The organism is Cytobacillus citreus (genome assembly GCF_018343665.1).
GTDB lineage: Bacteria > Bacillota > Bacilli > Bacillales > Cytobacillaceae > Cytobacillus > Cytobacillus citreus.
In genome coordinates this window covers 1,077,234-1,094,175 of the sequence record NZ_JAGYPM010000002.1, presented here as the reverse complement: position 1 = coordinate 1,094,175, position 16,942 = coordinate 1,077,234, and the positions used below count along the sequence as shown (strand labels likewise).

General features: G+C 39.4%; 14 protein-coding genes. 6 read left to right on the top strand and 8 right to left on the bottom strand.

Annotation, left to right across the window (positions count from 1 at the left end):
• Positions 1 to 11: 11 nt before the first annotated feature.
• The 8 genes from opp3C to KHA94_RS11285 all read right to left on the bottom strand — a co-directional run bounded on the left by opp3C (position 12) and on the right by KHA94_RS11285 (position 10,029).
• A complete protein-coding gene (opp3C, locus tag KHA94_RS11320) occupies positions 12 to 1,025 on the bottom strand; it encodes an oligopeptide ABC transporter permease (RefSeq protein WP_213102293.1) in 1,014 nt (337 codons plus the stop codon).
• Positions 1,025 to 1,951, bottom strand: coding sequence for an oligopeptide ABC transporter permease (gene opp3b / locus KHA94_RS11315; RefSeq protein ID WP_213102193.1), 927 nt, complete (start codon positions 1,949 to 1,951; stop codon positions 1,025 to 1,027). The genes opp3C and opp3b overlap by 1 nt, the downstream gene beginning before the upstream one ends.
• Positions 1,952 to 2,432: 481 nt before the next feature.
• Positions 2,433 to 3,902, bottom strand: a complete 1,470-nt coding sequence (locus KHA94_RS11310) for an alanine/glycine:cation symporter family protein (RefSeq protein WP_213102192.1) — start codon at positions 3,900 to 3,902, stop codon at positions 2,433 to 2,435.
• A gap of 171 nt (positions 3,903 to 4,073) precedes the next feature.
• Positions 4,074 to 5,576: an aldehyde dehydrogenase family protein gene (locus tag KHA94_RS11305; RefSeq protein ID WP_213102191.1), complete on the bottom strand. Its 1,503-nt coding sequence runs from the start codon at positions 5,574 to 5,576 to the stop codon at positions 4,074 to 4,076.
• Between the two features lie 20 nt (positions 5,577 to 5,596).
• Positions 5,597 to 6,490, bottom strand: coding sequence for a 4-hydroxy-tetrahydrodipicolinate synthase (dapA, locus tag KHA94_RS11300; protein ID WP_213102190.1), 894 nt, complete (start codon positions 6,488 to 6,490; stop codon positions 5,597 to 5,599).
• Between the two features lie 184 nt (positions 6,491 to 6,674).
• Positions 6,675 to 7,628, bottom strand: a complete 954-nt coding sequence (locus tag KHA94_RS11295; protein ID WP_213102189.1) for a proline racemase family protein — start codon at positions 7,626 to 7,628, stop codon at positions 6,675 to 6,677.
• Positions 7,625 to 8,665, bottom strand: a complete 1,041-nt coding sequence (locus KHA94_RS11290; protein ID WP_213102292.1) for a proline racemase family protein — start codon at positions 8,663 to 8,665, stop codon at positions 7,625 to 7,627. Before KHA94_RS11290 ends, KHA94_RS11295 begins: the two co-directional genes overlap by 4 nt.
• Positions 8,666 to 8,832: 167 nt before the next feature.
• Positions 8,833 to 10,029, bottom strand: coding sequence for an NAD(P)/FAD-dependent oxidoreductase (locus KHA94_RS11285; RefSeq protein ID WP_213102188.1), 1,197 nt, complete (start codon positions 10,027 to 10,029; stop codon positions 8,833 to 8,835).
• A 336-nt stretch (positions 10,030 to 10,365) separates the two neighbouring features.
• On the opposite strand from KHA94_RS11285, the gene KHA94_RS11280 reads away from it, so the two are divergent.
• The 6 genes from KHA94_RS11280 (at position 10,366) to KHA94_RS11255 (ending at position 16,941) form a co-directional block, all read left to right on the top strand.
• Positions 10,366 to 12,021: a sigma-54 interaction domain-containing protein gene (locus KHA94_RS11280; RefSeq protein ID WP_213102187.1), complete on the top strand. Its 1,656-nt coding sequence runs from the start codon at positions 10,366 to 10,368 to the stop codon at positions 12,019 to 12,021.
• A 384-nt stretch (positions 12,022 to 12,405) separates the two neighbouring features.
• Positions 12,406 to 12,681, top strand: a complete 276-nt coding sequence (locus KHA94_RS11275) for a (2Fe-2S)-binding protein (RefSeq protein ID WP_213102186.1) — start codon at positions 12,406 to 12,408, stop codon at positions 12,679 to 12,681.
• Positions 12,674 to 13,006 carry a (2Fe-2S)-binding protein gene (locus KHA94_RS11270; protein ID WP_213102185.1) on the top strand — a complete coding sequence of 111 codons (333 nt, stop codon included), beginning with the start codon at positions 12,674 to 12,676 and terminating at the stop codon, positions 13,004 to 13,006. The genes KHA94_RS11275 and KHA94_RS11270 overlap by 8 nt, the downstream gene beginning before the upstream one ends.
• Positions 13,003 to 14,247 (top strand): NAD(P)/FAD-dependent oxidoreductase, encoded by a 1,245-nt coding sequence (locus tag KHA94_RS11265; RefSeq protein ID WP_213102184.1) that lies wholly within the window; start codon positions 13,003 to 13,005, stop codon positions 14,245 to 14,247. Before KHA94_RS11270 ends, KHA94_RS11265 begins: the two co-directional genes overlap by 4 nt.
• A gap of 422 nt (positions 14,248 to 14,669) precedes the next feature.
• Positions 14,670 to 15,818 (top strand): branched-chain amino acid ABC transporter substrate-binding protein, encoded by a 1,149-nt coding sequence (locus KHA94_RS11260; RefSeq protein ID WP_249365431.1) that lies wholly within the window; start codon positions 14,670 to 14,672, stop codon positions 15,816 to 15,818.
• A gap of 217 nt (positions 15,819 to 16,035) precedes the next feature.
• Positions 16,036 to 16,941 carry a branched-chain amino acid ABC transporter permease gene (locus tag KHA94_RS11255; protein ID WP_213102183.1) on the top strand — a complete coding sequence of 302 codons (906 nt, stop codon included), beginning with the start codon at positions 16,036 to 16,038 and terminating at the stop codon, positions 16,939 to 16,941.
• The last annotated feature ends 1 nt before the right edge of the window (position 16,942 follow it).

Sequence of the window (16,942 nt, the reverse complement as noted above, 5' to 3'; positions counted from 1 at the left end):
ATTTCATCCTCCTATTTGCGCATTTTAGGGTCTAAAGCATCACGAAGGCCATCTCCTATCAAATTAAAGCTAATCATAATTAAACTGATAATGATCGAAGGAAATACAAGCATATGTGGATAGATCCGCAATAGTTTATATCCATCATTTATTAATGTTCCTAAAGAAGCGGTTGGCGGCTGCAGCCCTAGACCAATGAAGCTTAAAAACGCCTCTGTAAAAATGGCCGTAGGAATGGTAAACATCGTCGTAATAATAATTGGCCCCATTGTATTAGGAATTAAATGCTTCCAAATTAATCGTCTATCCTTAGACCCGAGTGTTTTGGAAGCTAACACAAATTCTTGCTCCTTAAGTTTAAGAATTTGCCCGCGGACAATTCTAGCCATTCCAACCCAACCTGTAATAACCATTGCTAAAGTAATAGAAACAATCCCTGGCTGTAAAACTAGGATTAGTAGAATAATAACGATTAGATTTGGAATTCCTACTAATATTTCGACAATTCTCTGCATAATATTATCAACCTTGCCACCGTAGTAGGCAGAAATGCCGCCATAAGCAACACCAATAATTAAATCAATGATCGCCGCTAAAAAGGCAATATATAGTGAAATTCGCGTTCCTTCCCAAACGCGTGTCCACAAATCTCTTCCTAAATTATCTGTACCAAACCAAAAGTATTCAGTAATTCCATTTTCTTTATAGCGGTCTACTCCTTGAATGTCAGTTCCATCAAGTCCTAACCAAGAAAATTGTTCAAGCACAGGGATCTTTGGAGGTAAATTAGCCCTTGCTAGATTTTGTTCATCATAGCCATGCTCATTAGCATAGGGGCCAAAAATAGCTAAAACGAGAATAATAGAAATTAATATTAGCCCTGTGAATGCAGCTTTATTCTTTCGGAAGCGTTTCCATACTTCTTGCCAATAGGTTATGGTCGGACGAGAAATGTCTTCTGATCCCTTCTCTAATTCAGCTGGTTGGAACAGGTCATCTGTGATTTCTTTATTGTTTATAATCATCATTTTGTCCCCCCAGATAATCTAATCCTTGGATCAATTACGCCATATAAAATATCAACAATTAAAACTACACCGATAAATAAAATACTATAGAATAATGTCACACCCATAATTACCGGAAAATCATTCGTCATAATCGATTTAACAAATTGCTCCCCGAGTCCTGGAACACTAAAGATCTGTTCAATCACCAATGTCCCAGTTAAAAGTGATACTGTCATTGGACCTAGTATAGTAATAATCGGTATTGCCGCATTACGAATTCCATGTTTCATGACAATAGCAAATTGATTTAAACCCTTTGCCTTCGCTGTTACGATATAGTCTTGTCCTAATACTTCAAGCATTTCTGTACGTATAAATCTCGCTATTGTTGCAATTACAAAAACAGATAAAGAAATCGTTGGTAAAATCGAATATTCAAATCCTTCCCAAAATGCTACAGGAAGCCATTGCAGCTTAACTCCAACCCAATATTGCAATAATCCAGCAAATACAAAGTTCGGAACGGATAACCCGATAACCGCAATGACCATCGCCACGTAATCAATCGCTGTATTATGTTTTATTGCAGCAATGATTCCGAGAATAAGTCCGATAATACATCCAAAAATTAAGGATTGAGCCCCTAAAACAACAGATGCTCCAATCCGTTCCCCGATAATATCTGATACTGCTCGGCCATCATATTGAAAGGAAACTCCAAAATCCCCCTTAAATATATTAGTCATGTACTTGACATATTGAATTGGAACAGGCTCATCTAATCCATATCTTTCATACAGCCTTTCTTTTTGTGTTTCAGATAATCTTTCATCATTGAATGGTGAACCAGGGAGTGTCTGCATTAAGAAAAATGTAAAAGTGGCAATGACGAAAAATGTTATTAGCATGTAACCTATTCTTCCGAAAATATATCGGCCCATTTCTTTCCACCTCCATCTAAGGGATTTCTGATTATGCCAGGATTAAAATAAAGTAATGCAATTTTCATTCCAACTCGACAAAACTCAACTAACATTCAGAAAATAAAAATTATTAAAATTTCATAATTAATTAGAGTGTAGAAATTATTGGACATGATTATGTATAATTTTTTTTAAGTGTAAAAAAATTTTTAAAGTTTATCTTGTAGAAAGGCTATGTTCAACTTCCCTGTTGATTTCCGCTCCAGGCACTTAGCGATCGCGGGCGGTCGGAAGCCTCCTCGTCGCTATCGCTCCTGCAGGGTCTTCCTTTGACTCGCTTCTCCCCCAGGAGTCTCGCGCCTTCCGCTCCAATCAACAACAAAATAGATTATCAACACTGATCTTTAATACAGCCTTTGGAAAAATAAAATGGACAGTCTCCTTTAAAGTAGAACTGTCCATTAAAAAAAATTAAAGTTTTTTCGGTATATAATGCTAATTATCCTACAGACCTATCGACATTGAAAGCGCTCTCTTCCTTGCGTTTCTCTTCCCAGAAATCCGCACCGCTTATGCCGACTTTTATTGGATCAAAGACTGGATCCTTTCCTGCTTTTTTCTGAGCTTCATAATCCTTAAATACTTTTATAGCTGGCTTTGTTAAAAATAAAATCGCTACAAGGTTGAGCCAGGCCATACTTCCAAACCCTAAATCACCTAGAGCCCATAATAAAGATGCTGATTCAACGCTGCCAATGTATACCATTCCTAAAAATACAATTTTCAATATTGTTTTCATCCAATTCATCTTTAGCTTTTTATCAAGGTAGACTAGAGTGGTTTCAGCGATATAGTAATAAGCCATCAAGGTAGTAAAAGCAAAGAAAAATATGGCTATGGAAACAAACATAGAACCAAATCCTGGTAAAACACTTTCTACTGCTTCCTGGGTCCAAATTGGCCCTGCTTCAATGCTGCCCATTTTATCAACAATTGGTGCTTCTCCTTCTGGAGTAACACTATACATTCCTGTTACGAGAATCATGAGGGCAGTTGCAGTACATACAACAATCGTATCGATATAAACCGAAAAGCCTTGAACTAGCCCTTGCTTTGCTGGATGTGAAACTTCTGCCGCAGCTGAACTATATGTGCCTTCACCAACACCAGCAACATTTGAAAATACCGCTCTCTTAACCCCCCAGGCAACAGCTGCACCGATGATTCCCCCAAAGGCCTCATTGACACCAAATGCACTGGAGAAGATTAGAGCGAACATAGCGGGAACTTCTGATATATTGGCAAATAGGATCATAAACGTAACAATCACATAGCCTAAAGCCATAAAAGGAACTATTTTTTCTGTAACTGTTGCGATTCGCTTTACTCCACCGAAAATAATGATAGCAAGTAAGGCAACTAATATGATTCCAGTTATGCTCTTATTTAGGCCGGCAGTATTTTCAAAACCAACTGCTATCGTGTTTGCCTGTATGCCAGGCACCAATATTCCATAGCAAATAGTAACAACAATAGCAACCAATGCTGCGAACCACTTCATCTTTAATCCTTTTTCAATAAAGTAAGGTGTCCCTCCACGATACTGGTTTCCTACTTTAATTTTATACACCTGGGCAAGAGTGGATTCTATAAAAGCACTTGCCCCTCCTAAAATCGCCATTACCCACATCCAGAAAACCGCACCTGGACCTCCAAAGGCAATAGCTGTAGCAACACCCGCAATATTTCCAACACCTACTCGTCCAGCCAGTGCCATACAAAAGGCCTGAAAGGAGGATACACCAGATTCTGAACTCTTTCCTTCAAAAAGCAATTTAATCATTTCTTTAAAATATCTGATTTGAACAAAGCGAGTAGCAAAGGAAAAAAATAACCCCGCTCCAAGTGCAAAAACAACTAAGCCTAGACTCCATACCTGATCAACTGCCCAATTTACTATGCTTTCCATCCTATACCTCCTCATGTTGTGAACAATTTAATAATTTATACTTTCATGATTGTATGGAATTTTCAGTAAAATCAGCTAATAAGAAAACGGACAGCTTTTTCAAAGAAGCTGCCCGTTCCTTTTTTAACATTATCTTTTAAGCAAGGACTCTGACAGATTAGTTATTTCAAATTAGTACTGGTCATTCTGCTTGATATTAACAAAAACACTTTTCACTTCTGTATAGTTTTGCAAGCCGTACTCTCCACCCATTTCACGGCCGATTCCTGATTGTTTGTATCCGCCGAAAGGCATTGTTTCCCATTCAAGACCAAAATCATTGATCCAGACTGTACCTGATTGCAGCTTCCCGGCAATGTAGTGACCCTTTTTGATATTTTCTGTCCAGATACTCGCAGCTAAACCATAATCGCTATCGTTTGCACGTTTAATGACTTCTTCAATTGTGTCGAAAACGAAAATGGCCATGACAGGACCGAAGATTTCTTCACGGGCAATGACCATATGATCTTCCACGTCAGCAAAAATGGTTGGCTGTACATAATACCCTTTATCAAAGGCTTTTTCTCCACCAGCCACTAGTCGTGCCCCTTGTTTTTTCCCTTGTTCGATATAATTAAGGACGGTTTGCTGCTGTTTAGCTGAAACAAGTGGCCCCATATCCGTTTCAGGATCCATACCAGGACCAACCTTCAATGCGTTCGCTCTCTCTGCAAAAGCCTCTACGACACGTTCATATTGACTCCGCTGTACAAATACACGTGTGCAAGCACTGCAGTTTTGCCCATGATTGTACATCGTTCCATTAAATGCGCCTTCTATTGCTTCTTCAAGATTAGCATCCTCTAAAATAATGGCTGGTGATTTACCGCCAAGCTCTAATGTAACGCCCTTGATTTGTTCTGCAGCTTTTTTCATTACTTCTTTTCCGACAGCTGTTGAACCAGTGAATGCAACTTTATCAACATCTTTATGCGTGATGATTGCTTCTCCCGCAATCCGGCCCGATCCTGGGACAATGTTCACAACACCGTCCGGAAAACCAGCTTCTTTAAACAGCTTTCCTACATAAAGAAGGGATAGCGGTGTTTCACTTGCTGGCTTAATGACAACAGTACAACCGACAGCAAGTGCAGCACCGAGCTTCCAAGCTGCCATTGCAAGCGGGAAATTCCATGGAATAATTTGACCTACAACCCCAACTGGCTCATGGACAGTATAGGTAACATAATCCTTTGAAATTGGAGTTGTCTTACCTAATAGTTTCGTCGCCCAGCCCGCATAGTATCTGAAATGGCGGATTGTTCCGTCAACATCATCTGCAAGTGCGACTTTGTATGGTTTTCCATTATCCAATGATTCTAGCTGTGCAAGCTCTTCACGGTTCTCTTCTAAGAGATCCGCAAATTTATAGATTAGATGGGAGCGATCAGCCGCATCCATTTTAGTCCATTCCCCTTCATCAAACGCCTTTCTTGCAGCAGCTACCGCAACATCAATATCTTCTTCTTGTGCTTCACTTACTTCCGCAATGACTTCTTCGCTTGCTGGATTAACGACGGCAAACGTTTTACCACTGATCGCCGGAACATATGCACCGTTGATATTTAGTCCTTTCACGCCTTCCAAGAATTCTTGCACTTTGGGTTTCAATTTGTAATTAGTCGCTTGCATGTTCTCACTCCTCCATTATCTTAGTTATTTACTGTTTCCAAACTTGTGAGTAGTTCTTTTAGCTTTTGCTCTTCCTCTGGTGATAAGCCTAAACGTGGGTACCGTGCCGGTCCTCCCGCATGACCCATTAACTCCATTGCTCTCTTCACGATTTGCACATATTTGCCTGATCCTTCTAAAAATGCACAAAGCGGCAAGATTCGGTCATTAATAGCCCATGCTTCTTCGATTTCGCCATTTTGGAAATGGTTGAACATGTCTGTTACAAGCTTTGGCACGATGTTTCCAGCAACAGAAATCCAGCCAGTCGCACCGACAAAATAAGATTCCATGACAAGCTCCTCTGCACCGCAGAACACTTCAAAATCACCTTTTGCTTGTCTTGCAAGATCTCTTACTTTGCCAATTTCTCCGCTTGATTCTTTAATACGTGTAACGTTTTCGCACTCTCTTCCAATTTGAAGCATTAAATCAGTACTCATATTCACGCCAGAAGTGAACGGATTATTATAAAGCATGATTGGAAGATTGACAGCATCTGAGACTTCCTTGAAATGGTAGTAGATTTCATTTTCCTTCGGCTTCATGTAATAAGGGTTAATAATTAATGCACAGTCTGAACCATGTGCTTCAGCCTGCTTTGTATATTCGATTGTTTCTTTCGTTGTTTCAGCAGCTGTTCCAACAATAACTGGAATGCGGCCGTTTACTTCTTTTAATACCGTTTCTACCATTTGGTATTTTTCTTCTTTTGATAGACTTACAAATTCTCCAGTACTGCCGTTAATTACAAGTCCTGCAACACCTTGGTCAAGGAAGTAGTTTACGTTATTTTTCACTCCACCCCAGTCGATTCCCTGTGCCTGTGTCATTGGAGTGATTAATACTGGATAAGCTCCTCTAATTGTTGTCATGTTCATTTTCCTCCTTGGAATTGTTAAAAATCGTCAAAAAATGTGGTAAAATAACACCTTTTCAGTGAATTCGAATAATTTTTAATGGTTAATGTGGGCTTGTCAGCCAATTTTATTGGTTTGTCAGCCAATTTCACCTATTTGTCAGCCAATCAATCAAAGCAACACCTTTTTGAAATAATCCCTATTTTAATAAAAATCCATCTGCTAACGGGTCAGTTGGGTCTAGCAGATATGTTTGCATGCCTGTAATGAAACCGCGGCTTGTCAATGTAAACTTATATCCGCTGTCTGATTGATCCGTTAATTGAGCAGTTAGTAAGCTATTAAAAACACTTTCATTTTCGAGATTCTGTTCTTTAGAAAGCGCACCACTAGAATGCAGGCTTGCATAGCAGGCTGCAGTTGTTCCAAATCCTGGTGTACGGACGATAAAATGATCTCTACGGAAGGTAACGGTTTTAATTCGTCCTGATCCTGCCTCAGAATCATCTAATAAAACGACTCTCTGAATGGATTGGTTAGCCGCAAGAGCTTCATTTACAGCCTGCCCCCAGCTTTGTACATCGGCAAGATCATCTATATGAATCTGGAATGGAACATCCTTTTTGTTAAAAATGGCATATAATTGGTCTGCTTGAACGAGAGAATACTCTGTTTGGAAACCGTTCCCTCTTAAAGAGATATTTGATTGAACGGCTTGACAAGGCTTTGTTTCAAGCAGAACGGACACAACCTCATCGTTCTTCATTACAGCATGAACCTTAATGGCACCGCTAACAGTTTCTAATGTGTACTCATTTGATTCTTTTACTGGCAAATGACCGCATTCTAATAAGGCGGTAATGACTGCCACCGCTCCCGCATAAAGCATTGGAACAGTTTCTTCATGATTGAAAAATACAACTGCAGCATCTGCTTCCCGACTAAACGGCGGAACCACCAAACAGCCATTCAAGCCCGCAAATCCGCGAGGCTCATTTAACAAAAGCTTAATTTCATCAGCATAAGTATGAAAAAACTGCTCATCTAATTGCTTCAAGCTCTGATACTGTATGAATGGTGCATCTCTTATAATACGAAAAGCCTCTCCGGCTACGTGGACATCTGTTGCGGTATATGCCTTTTGAATTTTCATTTCACATCCTCCATTTCATGTTCCTCCATTGGGGGAATGAGGAGAAATCCTTCCTTAAGCGGATCTTCTTCGTTATAAAAGAATTTATGCATTCCCATTAACCATGCTGATCCTGCAATTCTAGTAACGACTGCTGATACTCCATTAACATCTGTTGTTTCAAGGACACGACCGCGGAATAAAGAACCAACAATGCTTTCATGGACAAATTCTTCACCAATACTAATTTCTTGCTTTGAAAAAAGCACTGCTAGTTTGGCAGATGTACCGGTTCCACATGGAGAGCGATCGATTCCACCTGGAGGAACGATGACTGTATTTTTTACATGGGCCTCTTCTTGAGTAGGTTCGGTGAAAAACTCGACATGGGTTAAGCCTCTAATGAATGGATGTTCTGGATGAACAATTTCGGTTTCTTCGTTAATCGTATTTCTAATTTTGATCGCTTTTTCAATGATTTTTGAAGCATTGTCTGGTACTAATTCCAATCCAACCGATTTTGCATCGATAATGGCATAGAAGTTGCCTCCATAGGCAATATCTGCATCAACTCTACCGATTCCTTCAACATCGACTGAAACACTTTTTAGCAGGAATGCTGGGATATTACAAAAAGACACTTCTTTTGCTTTGCCGTTTTCAACAGTAATATCCACTTCTACTAGCCCAGCAGGTGTATCCAAATTGATCGAAGTAATCGGCTCGTGAACGGGAATTAATCCCGACTCAATTAATGCTGTACACACACCAATTGTGTCATGGCCGCACATTGGCAAATAACCGCCTGTTTCTATATAGATCACGCCAATATCGGCTTCAGGATGACACGGGTCCGTTAATAGAGCACCAGACATAACATCATGGCCTCTTGGTTCATTCATTAATAATTTGCGAATCCAATCATACTCTCTTTTCATATGGAGCATTTTTTCCGACATCGTTTCTCCCTTGAGTTCTGGAAGACCGCTAATCAATGTCCTTGTTGGATTTCCTCCCGTATGTGTATCAATTGTTGTAAAGACTCTATTTGCCCTCATCTGGTCAACACCCTTTCTATCAGATCCGCCTTGGCGGATTTGCGCCCAGATTTTTATCGGGCATAGCCCGATAATTTCCTCTAAAAAATCTGAGGCATCTGCCAGAGGATTAACTTTATTCAGCAAGGATTTAAACCCCCGTCGAATTGGTTATCTTTTTATTGTATTTATCTCACACTTAAAGAAGCAGGAGATGAATGCGGAATAAAGTTAAAGCGGTTAAAGCTTAGCGGTTCAACAGGGATACTCGTTTCCCTATCATTAATTACCTCTTCGATGACTTTACCTGTAACAGCTGCAAGGCTAATTCCATCTCCCTCATGACCAGCCGCTATGTAATAGTTTGGAATATGATCCACTTTAGAAACGATTGGCAAATGGTCCTCCGTCCATGGGCGCAAGCCTGCATAAGATCGAATGACCATCATATCTGCCATTTTCGGATAAAAGCGGATCGCACGATTAGCAATGCATTTTAAAACCTCATTATTTACTTTTGTATTAAATCCGACGAACTCCCTGCTGCTCCCAATGAGAAAGTTTTGGCTCTCCGTTGGTTCAAAGACAAGTGCTACCCCATACTTTTCAGTTAGAGGGTCAACACGGCGCTGTCCGCCAAATTTAGAAATTAAGTAGCCAAACTCCATTACCTTTCTTGAACCTACATGCTCCTGCCTTGACGCAATAATAATATGTCCCTTTCTTGGCTGAATCGGGATGGAAAGATCAAGCATCTCTCCTAATCTAGGAGCCCATATTCCTGCCGCGTTCACAACATGATTAGCAGTAAACACTCCATTTGTTGTTTCAACAGTGAAAGTGCCATTTTCTTCTTTTTTCATTGATTTAACTTCAGTCTGCTTATATGCTTTGGCCCCAAATTTCTTTGCTGCATCAAGCATAGAAAAAGCCAGAAGATAAGGATTAACCGTGGAATCAGTTGCACATTCTAATCCACCTAATAAATCATCTGCAAAAAATTTAGACTCTTGGCGAATATCCTGACGGTCAAGCATGCGGAATGGCAATCCAGCTTCTCTTTGGCGATCCACCCACTTCTGTGCTGCCTCCATTTCCTCTTCTGACTCACAAACAAGGATGCTCCCTGGAGCACGATATTCAAATTTATGCTCTAATTCTCTGCTTAAATCATCTACTAATTTCTGGCTTACTAAAGACATCTGACTGTCAAAGCCCGGATCTTTATCTATGGCGAGGATATTACCATCACACCTGGAAGACGTTCCGCTGACAAATTCACCTTTTTCAAGTATCGTTACGTCTTTTCCTGATTTAGAAGTATAATAGGCAATTGAACAGCCTATTATTCCACCGCCGATGACTAACACATCACAATGTTTCACATAACCAATCTCCCTTCGCTTGGCTGCCTATCTTCTTTAATGCAAATAGTGTGCCAACAGAATAATCATTTTTTAGAAAAAATTTTCGTTCTTAATTCCTTGCGACGTCTGCCTTAATTTTTCTTAGCAGACACTGTTTCGATCAATTCATTTCTACTTTTGTACGCTGATAAAATTAAAAGAATGCTTTTCTACAAAACAGCAATTGTCTTCTGATATTTAATTTTTTTCGAAAAATAGATTTCAATTCACTAGGAATTTTTAAAAAATTTGATAAACTTATGTGTAATATTTTATACAGTGTTCAACTTTTTTTACACTTCAAGGAGGAGAACCATGTTTTCTTTGCCGTCATTAAAAAAAATAATTGAAAATAGATTAATCACGTTATCTTGCGAAGAGGAAATCTCCGAAAAAAATGGAGAATATTTTTTAGGATTATCGAAAGTTCCTAGCATGATTGTATGTATGGATGATTCATTTGATACATTAGTTCAATTAGCTCAGGCATATCCGACTGTTATTGTTTTGGATTTAAAAAAAAAGCCTATAGGATGTATAACTGCAGCTCAAATCAATCATTTTCTTCATAATTCGTATCATCAATTAAAGGCATTCTATGAAACTGTCATTCGAACAATGGATGCTTCAGTCACCGTTATTGATGCCAATGAGCGTGTATGTACATGGACTGAAGGGGCTGAAAAAATCTTTTCGGTGAAACAAAGTGAAATCATCGGCAAACCTATCACTGATTTTTTTGAACACAAAGACCTTGAAATATTGCAAACTCTTTATAAAGGAAAAAAAATCTCTGGTCAGCATCATCAGCCTCGTTCAGATTTATTTGTCCTAATTAACTCAAATCCTGTTTATTTTAATGATCAAATTATAGGGGCAGTCGTTTCGGAGACCGATATCACAAATCAAGTCGTATTAAACGAGAAACTATTTAATATGTCTACAGAGGTTCACCGTTTGGAGCAAGAAGTAGCGCGGTATAAACCTTCCGTCGACCCCTTTAGTTTAATTAAAGGAAATAGTGCGGCCTTACAAAGAACGGTGCATCTGGCTAAAAAAGTGTGCTCTGTGAAATCGACTGTTTTAATACTAGGTGAAAGCGGTGTCGGCAAAGAGGTGTTTGCCAAAGCAATCCATGAAGCAAGCGAAATAGCAAATGCTCCTTTTATTTCGATAAACTGCGGCGCAATCCCGGCGTCTTTATTTGAAAGTGAATTCTTTGGGTATGAACGCGGAGCCTTTTCAGGTGCTGATCAGAAAGGAAAGAAAGGAAAAATAGAATTAGCAAAAGGCGGCACCCTGTTTCTAGATGAAATCGGTGAATTGCCTCTTGAGATGCAGGTTAAGCTGCTGCGAGTTTTACAAGAACGGAAATTTTACAGGGTTGGTGGCGAAAAAGAAATTGATACAGATTTTCGCGTGATTGCTGCTACAAATAGAAATTTAAAAGATTTAATGAACGAAGGACAATTTCGAGAAGATCTTTATTACCGATTAAATGTAGTTAGTATACATATTCCCTCGTTAAGAGAAAGACGAGAGGATATTATTGAATTAACGCATTATTTTTTAAACGATTTTTCTATGCTGTATCAGAGACCAATTCATCAGTTCTCACAAGTGGTAATGCAGGAAATGCTGCGCTATGATTGGCCAGGGAATATTCGCGAGCTTCGCAATGTTGTCGAACGTCTTGTCGTCTTTGCGACAGATGGGGCAATTAGAAAGGAATATTTGCCTTTTCATTCTAATTCTATCGATAACGAAAATAATCAGCTGACTTCACAATATGACTCGAATGAAAATGACAACACCATTTTACCTTTGCAAGAAGAAATGGATCAGCATGAGAAAAGAGTACTTGAAAAAGCGCTACAGATCGCTAATGGCAATAAATTAGAATGTGCCAAAAAGCTAGGCATCACTAGGGCTACTTTATATAATCGTTTAAAGCGTCTTGGCATACATTGAAACAAACAATCAGTGGGGTTTCTCATCCCCCACTGATTGTTTGTTTTTCTTATTATGTTCAAACCTCCACCTTCTCTCAAAAGCTCTGCTTTTGGTCGTGCCATGTATGGCTATCGAAGTACTTCATTTTCTGTGGCTTTCGCCTGACTTGAACATCCTCGAAAAAGTTATCGCTTTACCTTCGTACGACTTATGATATTTCTCCTGTCCACCGTCAAGCCATTACGGACTTCTGGACCCCTAATTATTCCTTTTAGTCCCTTATACTTCTTTAAATAGAGGTCCTACTGACTGTTAATCTGTGATCATTTAATCCTTTTCTTCTATATTTGGTACGTTTTTTGCATAGTATTTTTATAGCAAGAAAATAGAGGAGGTTTCCAAATGAACAACAATGAAGCAATTGTGGTCTGCCGCTGCGAGGAAGTTACCTATGGTGCTCTTCGATTTACGGCAGAAGAACATCAATGCACAGCTAGGGAATTAAAATTACGAACAAGGGCAGGTATGGGCTTTTGCGGAGGGCGCACATGCAGAATTCCATTGGATAGAATCATAGAAAATGTCGTTTCGAATATTTCTCAAGGCGATACTCCATTAAAATACCAGCCACCCATTCGACCGGTAACATTTGGAACAGTAGGTGAAAAAAATGACTAGAATAATCAATCATCCGATTTTAGGTAAATTAGAAGATAGGAAAGCAGTTCCATTTACTTTTGATGGGAAAACCTATGAAGCATTTGAAAATGAAACCATTGCTGCAGCCCTTTTGGCAAACGGAATAAGAAAATTGCGAGTTCACGAGGATAGTGGGACACCTCGTGGATTTTATTGCAATATTGGCCATTGCATGGAGTGTCGTGTAACAGTGAATGATCATGCGAACGTTAGAGCCTGCTTAACAGTTGTAGAAAAAAACATGGTCATTGAAAGCGGAAAACAGCATCCTAATATTGTGAAAAGGATGGTGGAACAGCAATGAGGGATGTAATTGTAATTGGTGCGGGACCAGCAGGATTAGCAGGAGCTATTGCTAGTGCTTCTTTTGGCCTGAAAGTAACAGTCATTGATGAATTTATAAAACCTGGAGGCAGACTAATTGGTCAGTTGCATCAGGAACCATCTGGTGAATGGTGGAACGGTATTAAAGAATCTGAGCGCCTTCATCAAGAAGCAAAAACATTATCAGTCGACATTCGCTGTGGTGTATCTGTCTATAACTTAGAAAAAGACGATGATTTATGGAATGTGCATACTAGCATTGGTACATTGACCGCTCCCTATGTATTAGTAGCAACGGGGGCAGCAGAGTATCCTATTCCTCTTCCCGGCTGGACTCTTCCAGGAGTCATGTCCATTGGGGCTGCTCAAGTGATGACAAATGTACACCGTGTAGAAGTAGGTAAAAAAGGGATCATCATTGGTGCTAATATTTTAGCCTTTGCTATTTTAAATGAGCTGCAATTAGCTGGCATTCATGTTGATCGAATTGTACTGCCTGAAAAAAACCCGCTAAGCGGGAAAGCAGGAGAACCAGAAGAAGTCATGAAATCACTTTTAAATGCAGCACATCTTGCTCCATCACCTCTTTTACGGATGGGAAGCCGCTTCATGAAAAATGGTTCTTTCCGTAAAATTGGAATGAAATTCTACCCTAAAAATGGGGTAAAAGTTAATGGTACACCTTTGCTTCTTCGCAAAGCAGCTATAGAAATTATTGGCACAGAACAGGTAGAAGGTGTACGTGTCGCTGATACCGATGAGAACGGAAACATCATTCCGGGCTCAGAGAAGATATATGAAGCTGATTTCGTTTGTATTGCAGGCGGTTTATATCCGCTTGCTGAGCTCGTTGCCGTTTCTGGCTGTCCATTCCAATACATACCTGAACTTGGTGGTCATGTCCCTCACCATTCAGAAATGATGGAAACCCCACTTGAAGGTCTCTTTGTTGCCGGCAATATTACCGGAATCGAAAGCGGGAAAATTGCAATGGCCCAAGGAACAACAGCAGGCTACGCGATTGCAAAACATGCTGGTAAGGACGGAGCAGCAATAGATAAACAGCTGCAGGAAGCAGTACAAAATGTGCGTTCTGTCCGCGAGCAGGCTGCTATTCAATTCAACCCTGAAATTGATAGTGGAAGAAGAAAGATGTCCGAGCTATGGGAAAGCCTTTATTCAAAGAACACACGTGAAAACTCCCAGATAAAAATTGGCTAATAAATATTTTACAGAGGATAGCTTAACATAGGATTAATCCGGGTGTAATCCCCGGCCCGGGTCAATCCTCAAAAAAATTTACGTAATTATAGTCTGCTAATTTTAACCAGCATCAAGTCCTACCACAAAATCCTTCCACTTCTTTAAAATAATTTTCAACTTTTGATTTATATCATTCATTTCTTGCTATTACTTTCCATACATTTAAATTTAATAAAAAAGCTTCTTCTTTTGTAATAAGACAGTTACAAATAAATAAAATTTAATGATATTTATTTTCTGAACATTATTTATTTTCTGAAAGTTTATTTAGTAAAGGAGGTGAATAAATCGTCCTTATCCTTTTAATCTACTAAAGTATTCCGGGAGAAACCTAGGTAGAAAGTATTGTAATAGAAAAACAATAATTAGGGGGGGTTCATTTGAAAAAGTATTCCATTATAGCAATCGGTATGCTGCTAATTCTTTCTCTTTTTCTAAGTGCCTGTTCCAGTGAGGGAAGTTCTGGAGGAAAAAAAAGCAGTTCTGATGAAATATTGGTCGGCGTTCTTTTGCCAGTAACAGGTAATAACGCGACAGACGGAAAAGACATGTTAAATGCCATGAAAATGGCTGCCGAGAAAATTAATAATGATGGCGGAGTTCTTGGAAAAAAATTAAAACTGGAAGTAGCTGACGATGCCTGTGATCCTCAAACGGCCACAACAGCTGCAAATAAACTTGTATCTATGAAGGTAACTGCAGTTGTAGGAGGCTATTGCTCTGGATCTACATTGCCTGCTTCAGGTGTTTTCAATAACGCTAACATCCCGATGATCGTTGCTGCGGCTAATTCATCAGAACTGCCTGCACAAGGATATGAAAGCCTATTCCTAATTAATGGACTTGTTCCTGATCAGGCAAAAACAGGTACTGATTATTTCAAGGACAAAGGTGCTAAAAACATTGTAATTATTCATGATAACTCAGCTTATGCTAAAAATTTAGCGGATTTCGCCCAGAAATCTGTTGAGGAAAATGGCGGTAAAGTCATTGGATTTGAAGCCATTAATCCAGAGGAAAAGGATTTTGGCTCATTAATGACAAAGCTAAAATCTTTGAATCCTGATGGAACTTATTTTACAGGGTATTATGCAGCTGGAGGTCTCATGCTAAAGCAATTTAAAAAGAAAGGCGTTTCAGGATTTTTTATGGTTGGTGATGGCAGCTATTCCCCGGACATTATCGATATCGCTGGAGCAGACAGTGCTGACGGTCTATTAGTGACAGCAACTCCAACAGCGAACTTTATCCCTGGGGCCGATGAATTTGTTAAAGAATATAAAAGTAAGTATAACGACTTATCTCCTGGTCCATTCTCTGCTCTATCATACAATGGTATGAATCTATTGGCCGATGCATTAAAAAGAGCTAATTCAACGAGCAGTGAAGACTTGAAAAAGGCTTTAAAAGAGACAAAAGGCTTCCAAGGTATCGGACAGGTGATTGAATTTAATGACCAAAACTCTCTAAATCAATCAAACTTCCATGTAATGAAAGTAGTGAATGGTGAATTTACTTTAGAAAAGTAATTCGCGTTGTTAGAACGTTTAAACCTTTCATGCTAAGCATGTATAGTGTTTAACATTCCTCTTTTATTCATATTGGAGCTGTCTCATAAACGGGACTGACCTCTTATGTATGAGCATAGGATATATATATATCGCAGAGTCAGTCCCCTTTGGGACAGCACCGAAATTACATGATGCAATCCGCTAAAGTTTAGCACAGAGGAGAGGCAGAATAATTATGGAAATTATTTTTCAAATACTGATTGATGGACTGGTTATTGGTGCTTTTTATAGTTTAGTCGCTTTAGGATACACGATGGTATACGGGATTATTAAGCTGCTAAACTTTGCCCATGGTGATCTATATATGATGGGCGCCTTCATTGGATTTACCTTTCTCTCTATATTTACAGGCGATGGCGGAGTTAATACTGGCTTATTAGGTGTTGGAATTGTCTTCATTGGTACGATGGTTATTGTCGGTTTACTTGGGATGGGTGTAGAGAGAATTGCCTATCGTCCCCTTCTTCTAGCACCCAGGCTTTCCATCCTCATTACAGCAATTGGCGTGTCATTATCACTTGAATATACTTCTATGATCGGATGGGGTGCTTCGTACAAAGTATACCCTATTATACTGCCTAATGATGGACTGCAAATATTAGGAACACAAATCACTTTTGCTCAAATAGGAATGATCTTACTTTCAGCTTTATTAATGCTCGGACTGCGCCTTTTTATCGATAAAACCATTTATGGAAAAGCTATGCGAGCAATTGCTCTAGACCAAACTGCTTGCAGCTTAATGGGTGTTAATGTGCACCAAATTATTGCACTTACATTCTTTATTGGTGCATCTTTAGCTGCAGGAGCCGGAATCATGTCAGGTATTTATTATGGAACGATTAATTTTATGATGGGCTTTATTATTGGTCTGAAAGCTTTTACCGCAGCTGTTCTAGGAGGAATCGGAAATATTACCGGAGCTATGCTTGGGGGGTTAGTTCTTGGGGTCATAGAAGCTTTCGGTACCTTTTATTTTGGCGGGTCGTGGAAGGATGTACTTGCATTCGGAATTCTTATTCTGTTTTTAGTGTTTAAGCCAACTGGCATACTCGGAGCAAAAGAAATGGAGAGGATGTAAA

Coding starts and splice junctions, on each gene's coding strand:
- opp3C (WP_213102293.1), bottom strand. CDS start 1,025: ATGATTATAAACAATAAAGAAATCACAGATGACCTGTTCCAACCAGCT.
- opp3b (WP_213102193.1), bottom strand. CDS start 1,951: ATGGGCCGATATATTTTCGGAAGAATAGGTTACATGCTAATAACATTT.
- KHA94_RS11310 (WP_213102192.1), bottom strand. CDS start 3,902: ATGGAAAGCATAGTAAATTGGGCAGTTGATCAGGTATGGAGTCTAGGC.
- KHA94_RS11305 (WP_213102191.1), bottom strand. CDS start 5,576: ATGCAAGCGACTAATTACAAATTGAAACCCAAAGTGCAAGAATTCTTG.
- dapA (WP_213102190.1), bottom strand. CDS start 6,490: ATGACAACAATTAGAGGAGCTTATCCAGTATTAATCACTCCAATGACA.
- KHA94_RS11295 (WP_213102189.1), bottom strand. CDS start 7,628: ATGAAAATTCAAAAGGCATATACCGCAACAGATGTCCACGTAGCCGGA.
- KHA94_RS11290 (WP_213102292.1), bottom strand. CDS start 8,665: ATGAGGGCAAATAGAGTCTTTACAACAATTGATACACATACGGGAGGA.
- KHA94_RS11280 (WP_213102187.1), top strand. CDS start 10,366: ATGTTTTCTTTGCCGTCATTAAAAAAAATAATTGAAAATAGATTAATC.
- KHA94_RS11275 (WP_213102186.1), top strand. CDS start 12,406: ATGAACAACAATGAAGCAATTGTGGTCTGCCGCTGCGAGGAAGTTACC.
- KHA94_RS11270 (WP_213102185.1), top strand. CDS start 12,674: ATGACTAGAATAATCAATCATCCGATTTTAGGTAAATTAGAAGATAGG.
- KHA94_RS11265 (WP_213102184.1), top strand. CDS start 13,003: ATGAGGGATGTAATTGTAATTGGTGCGGGACCAGCAGGATTAGCAGGA.
- KHA94_RS11255 (WP_213102183.1), top strand. CDS start 16,036: ATGGAAATTATTTTTCAAATACTGATTGATGGACTGGTTATTGGTGCT.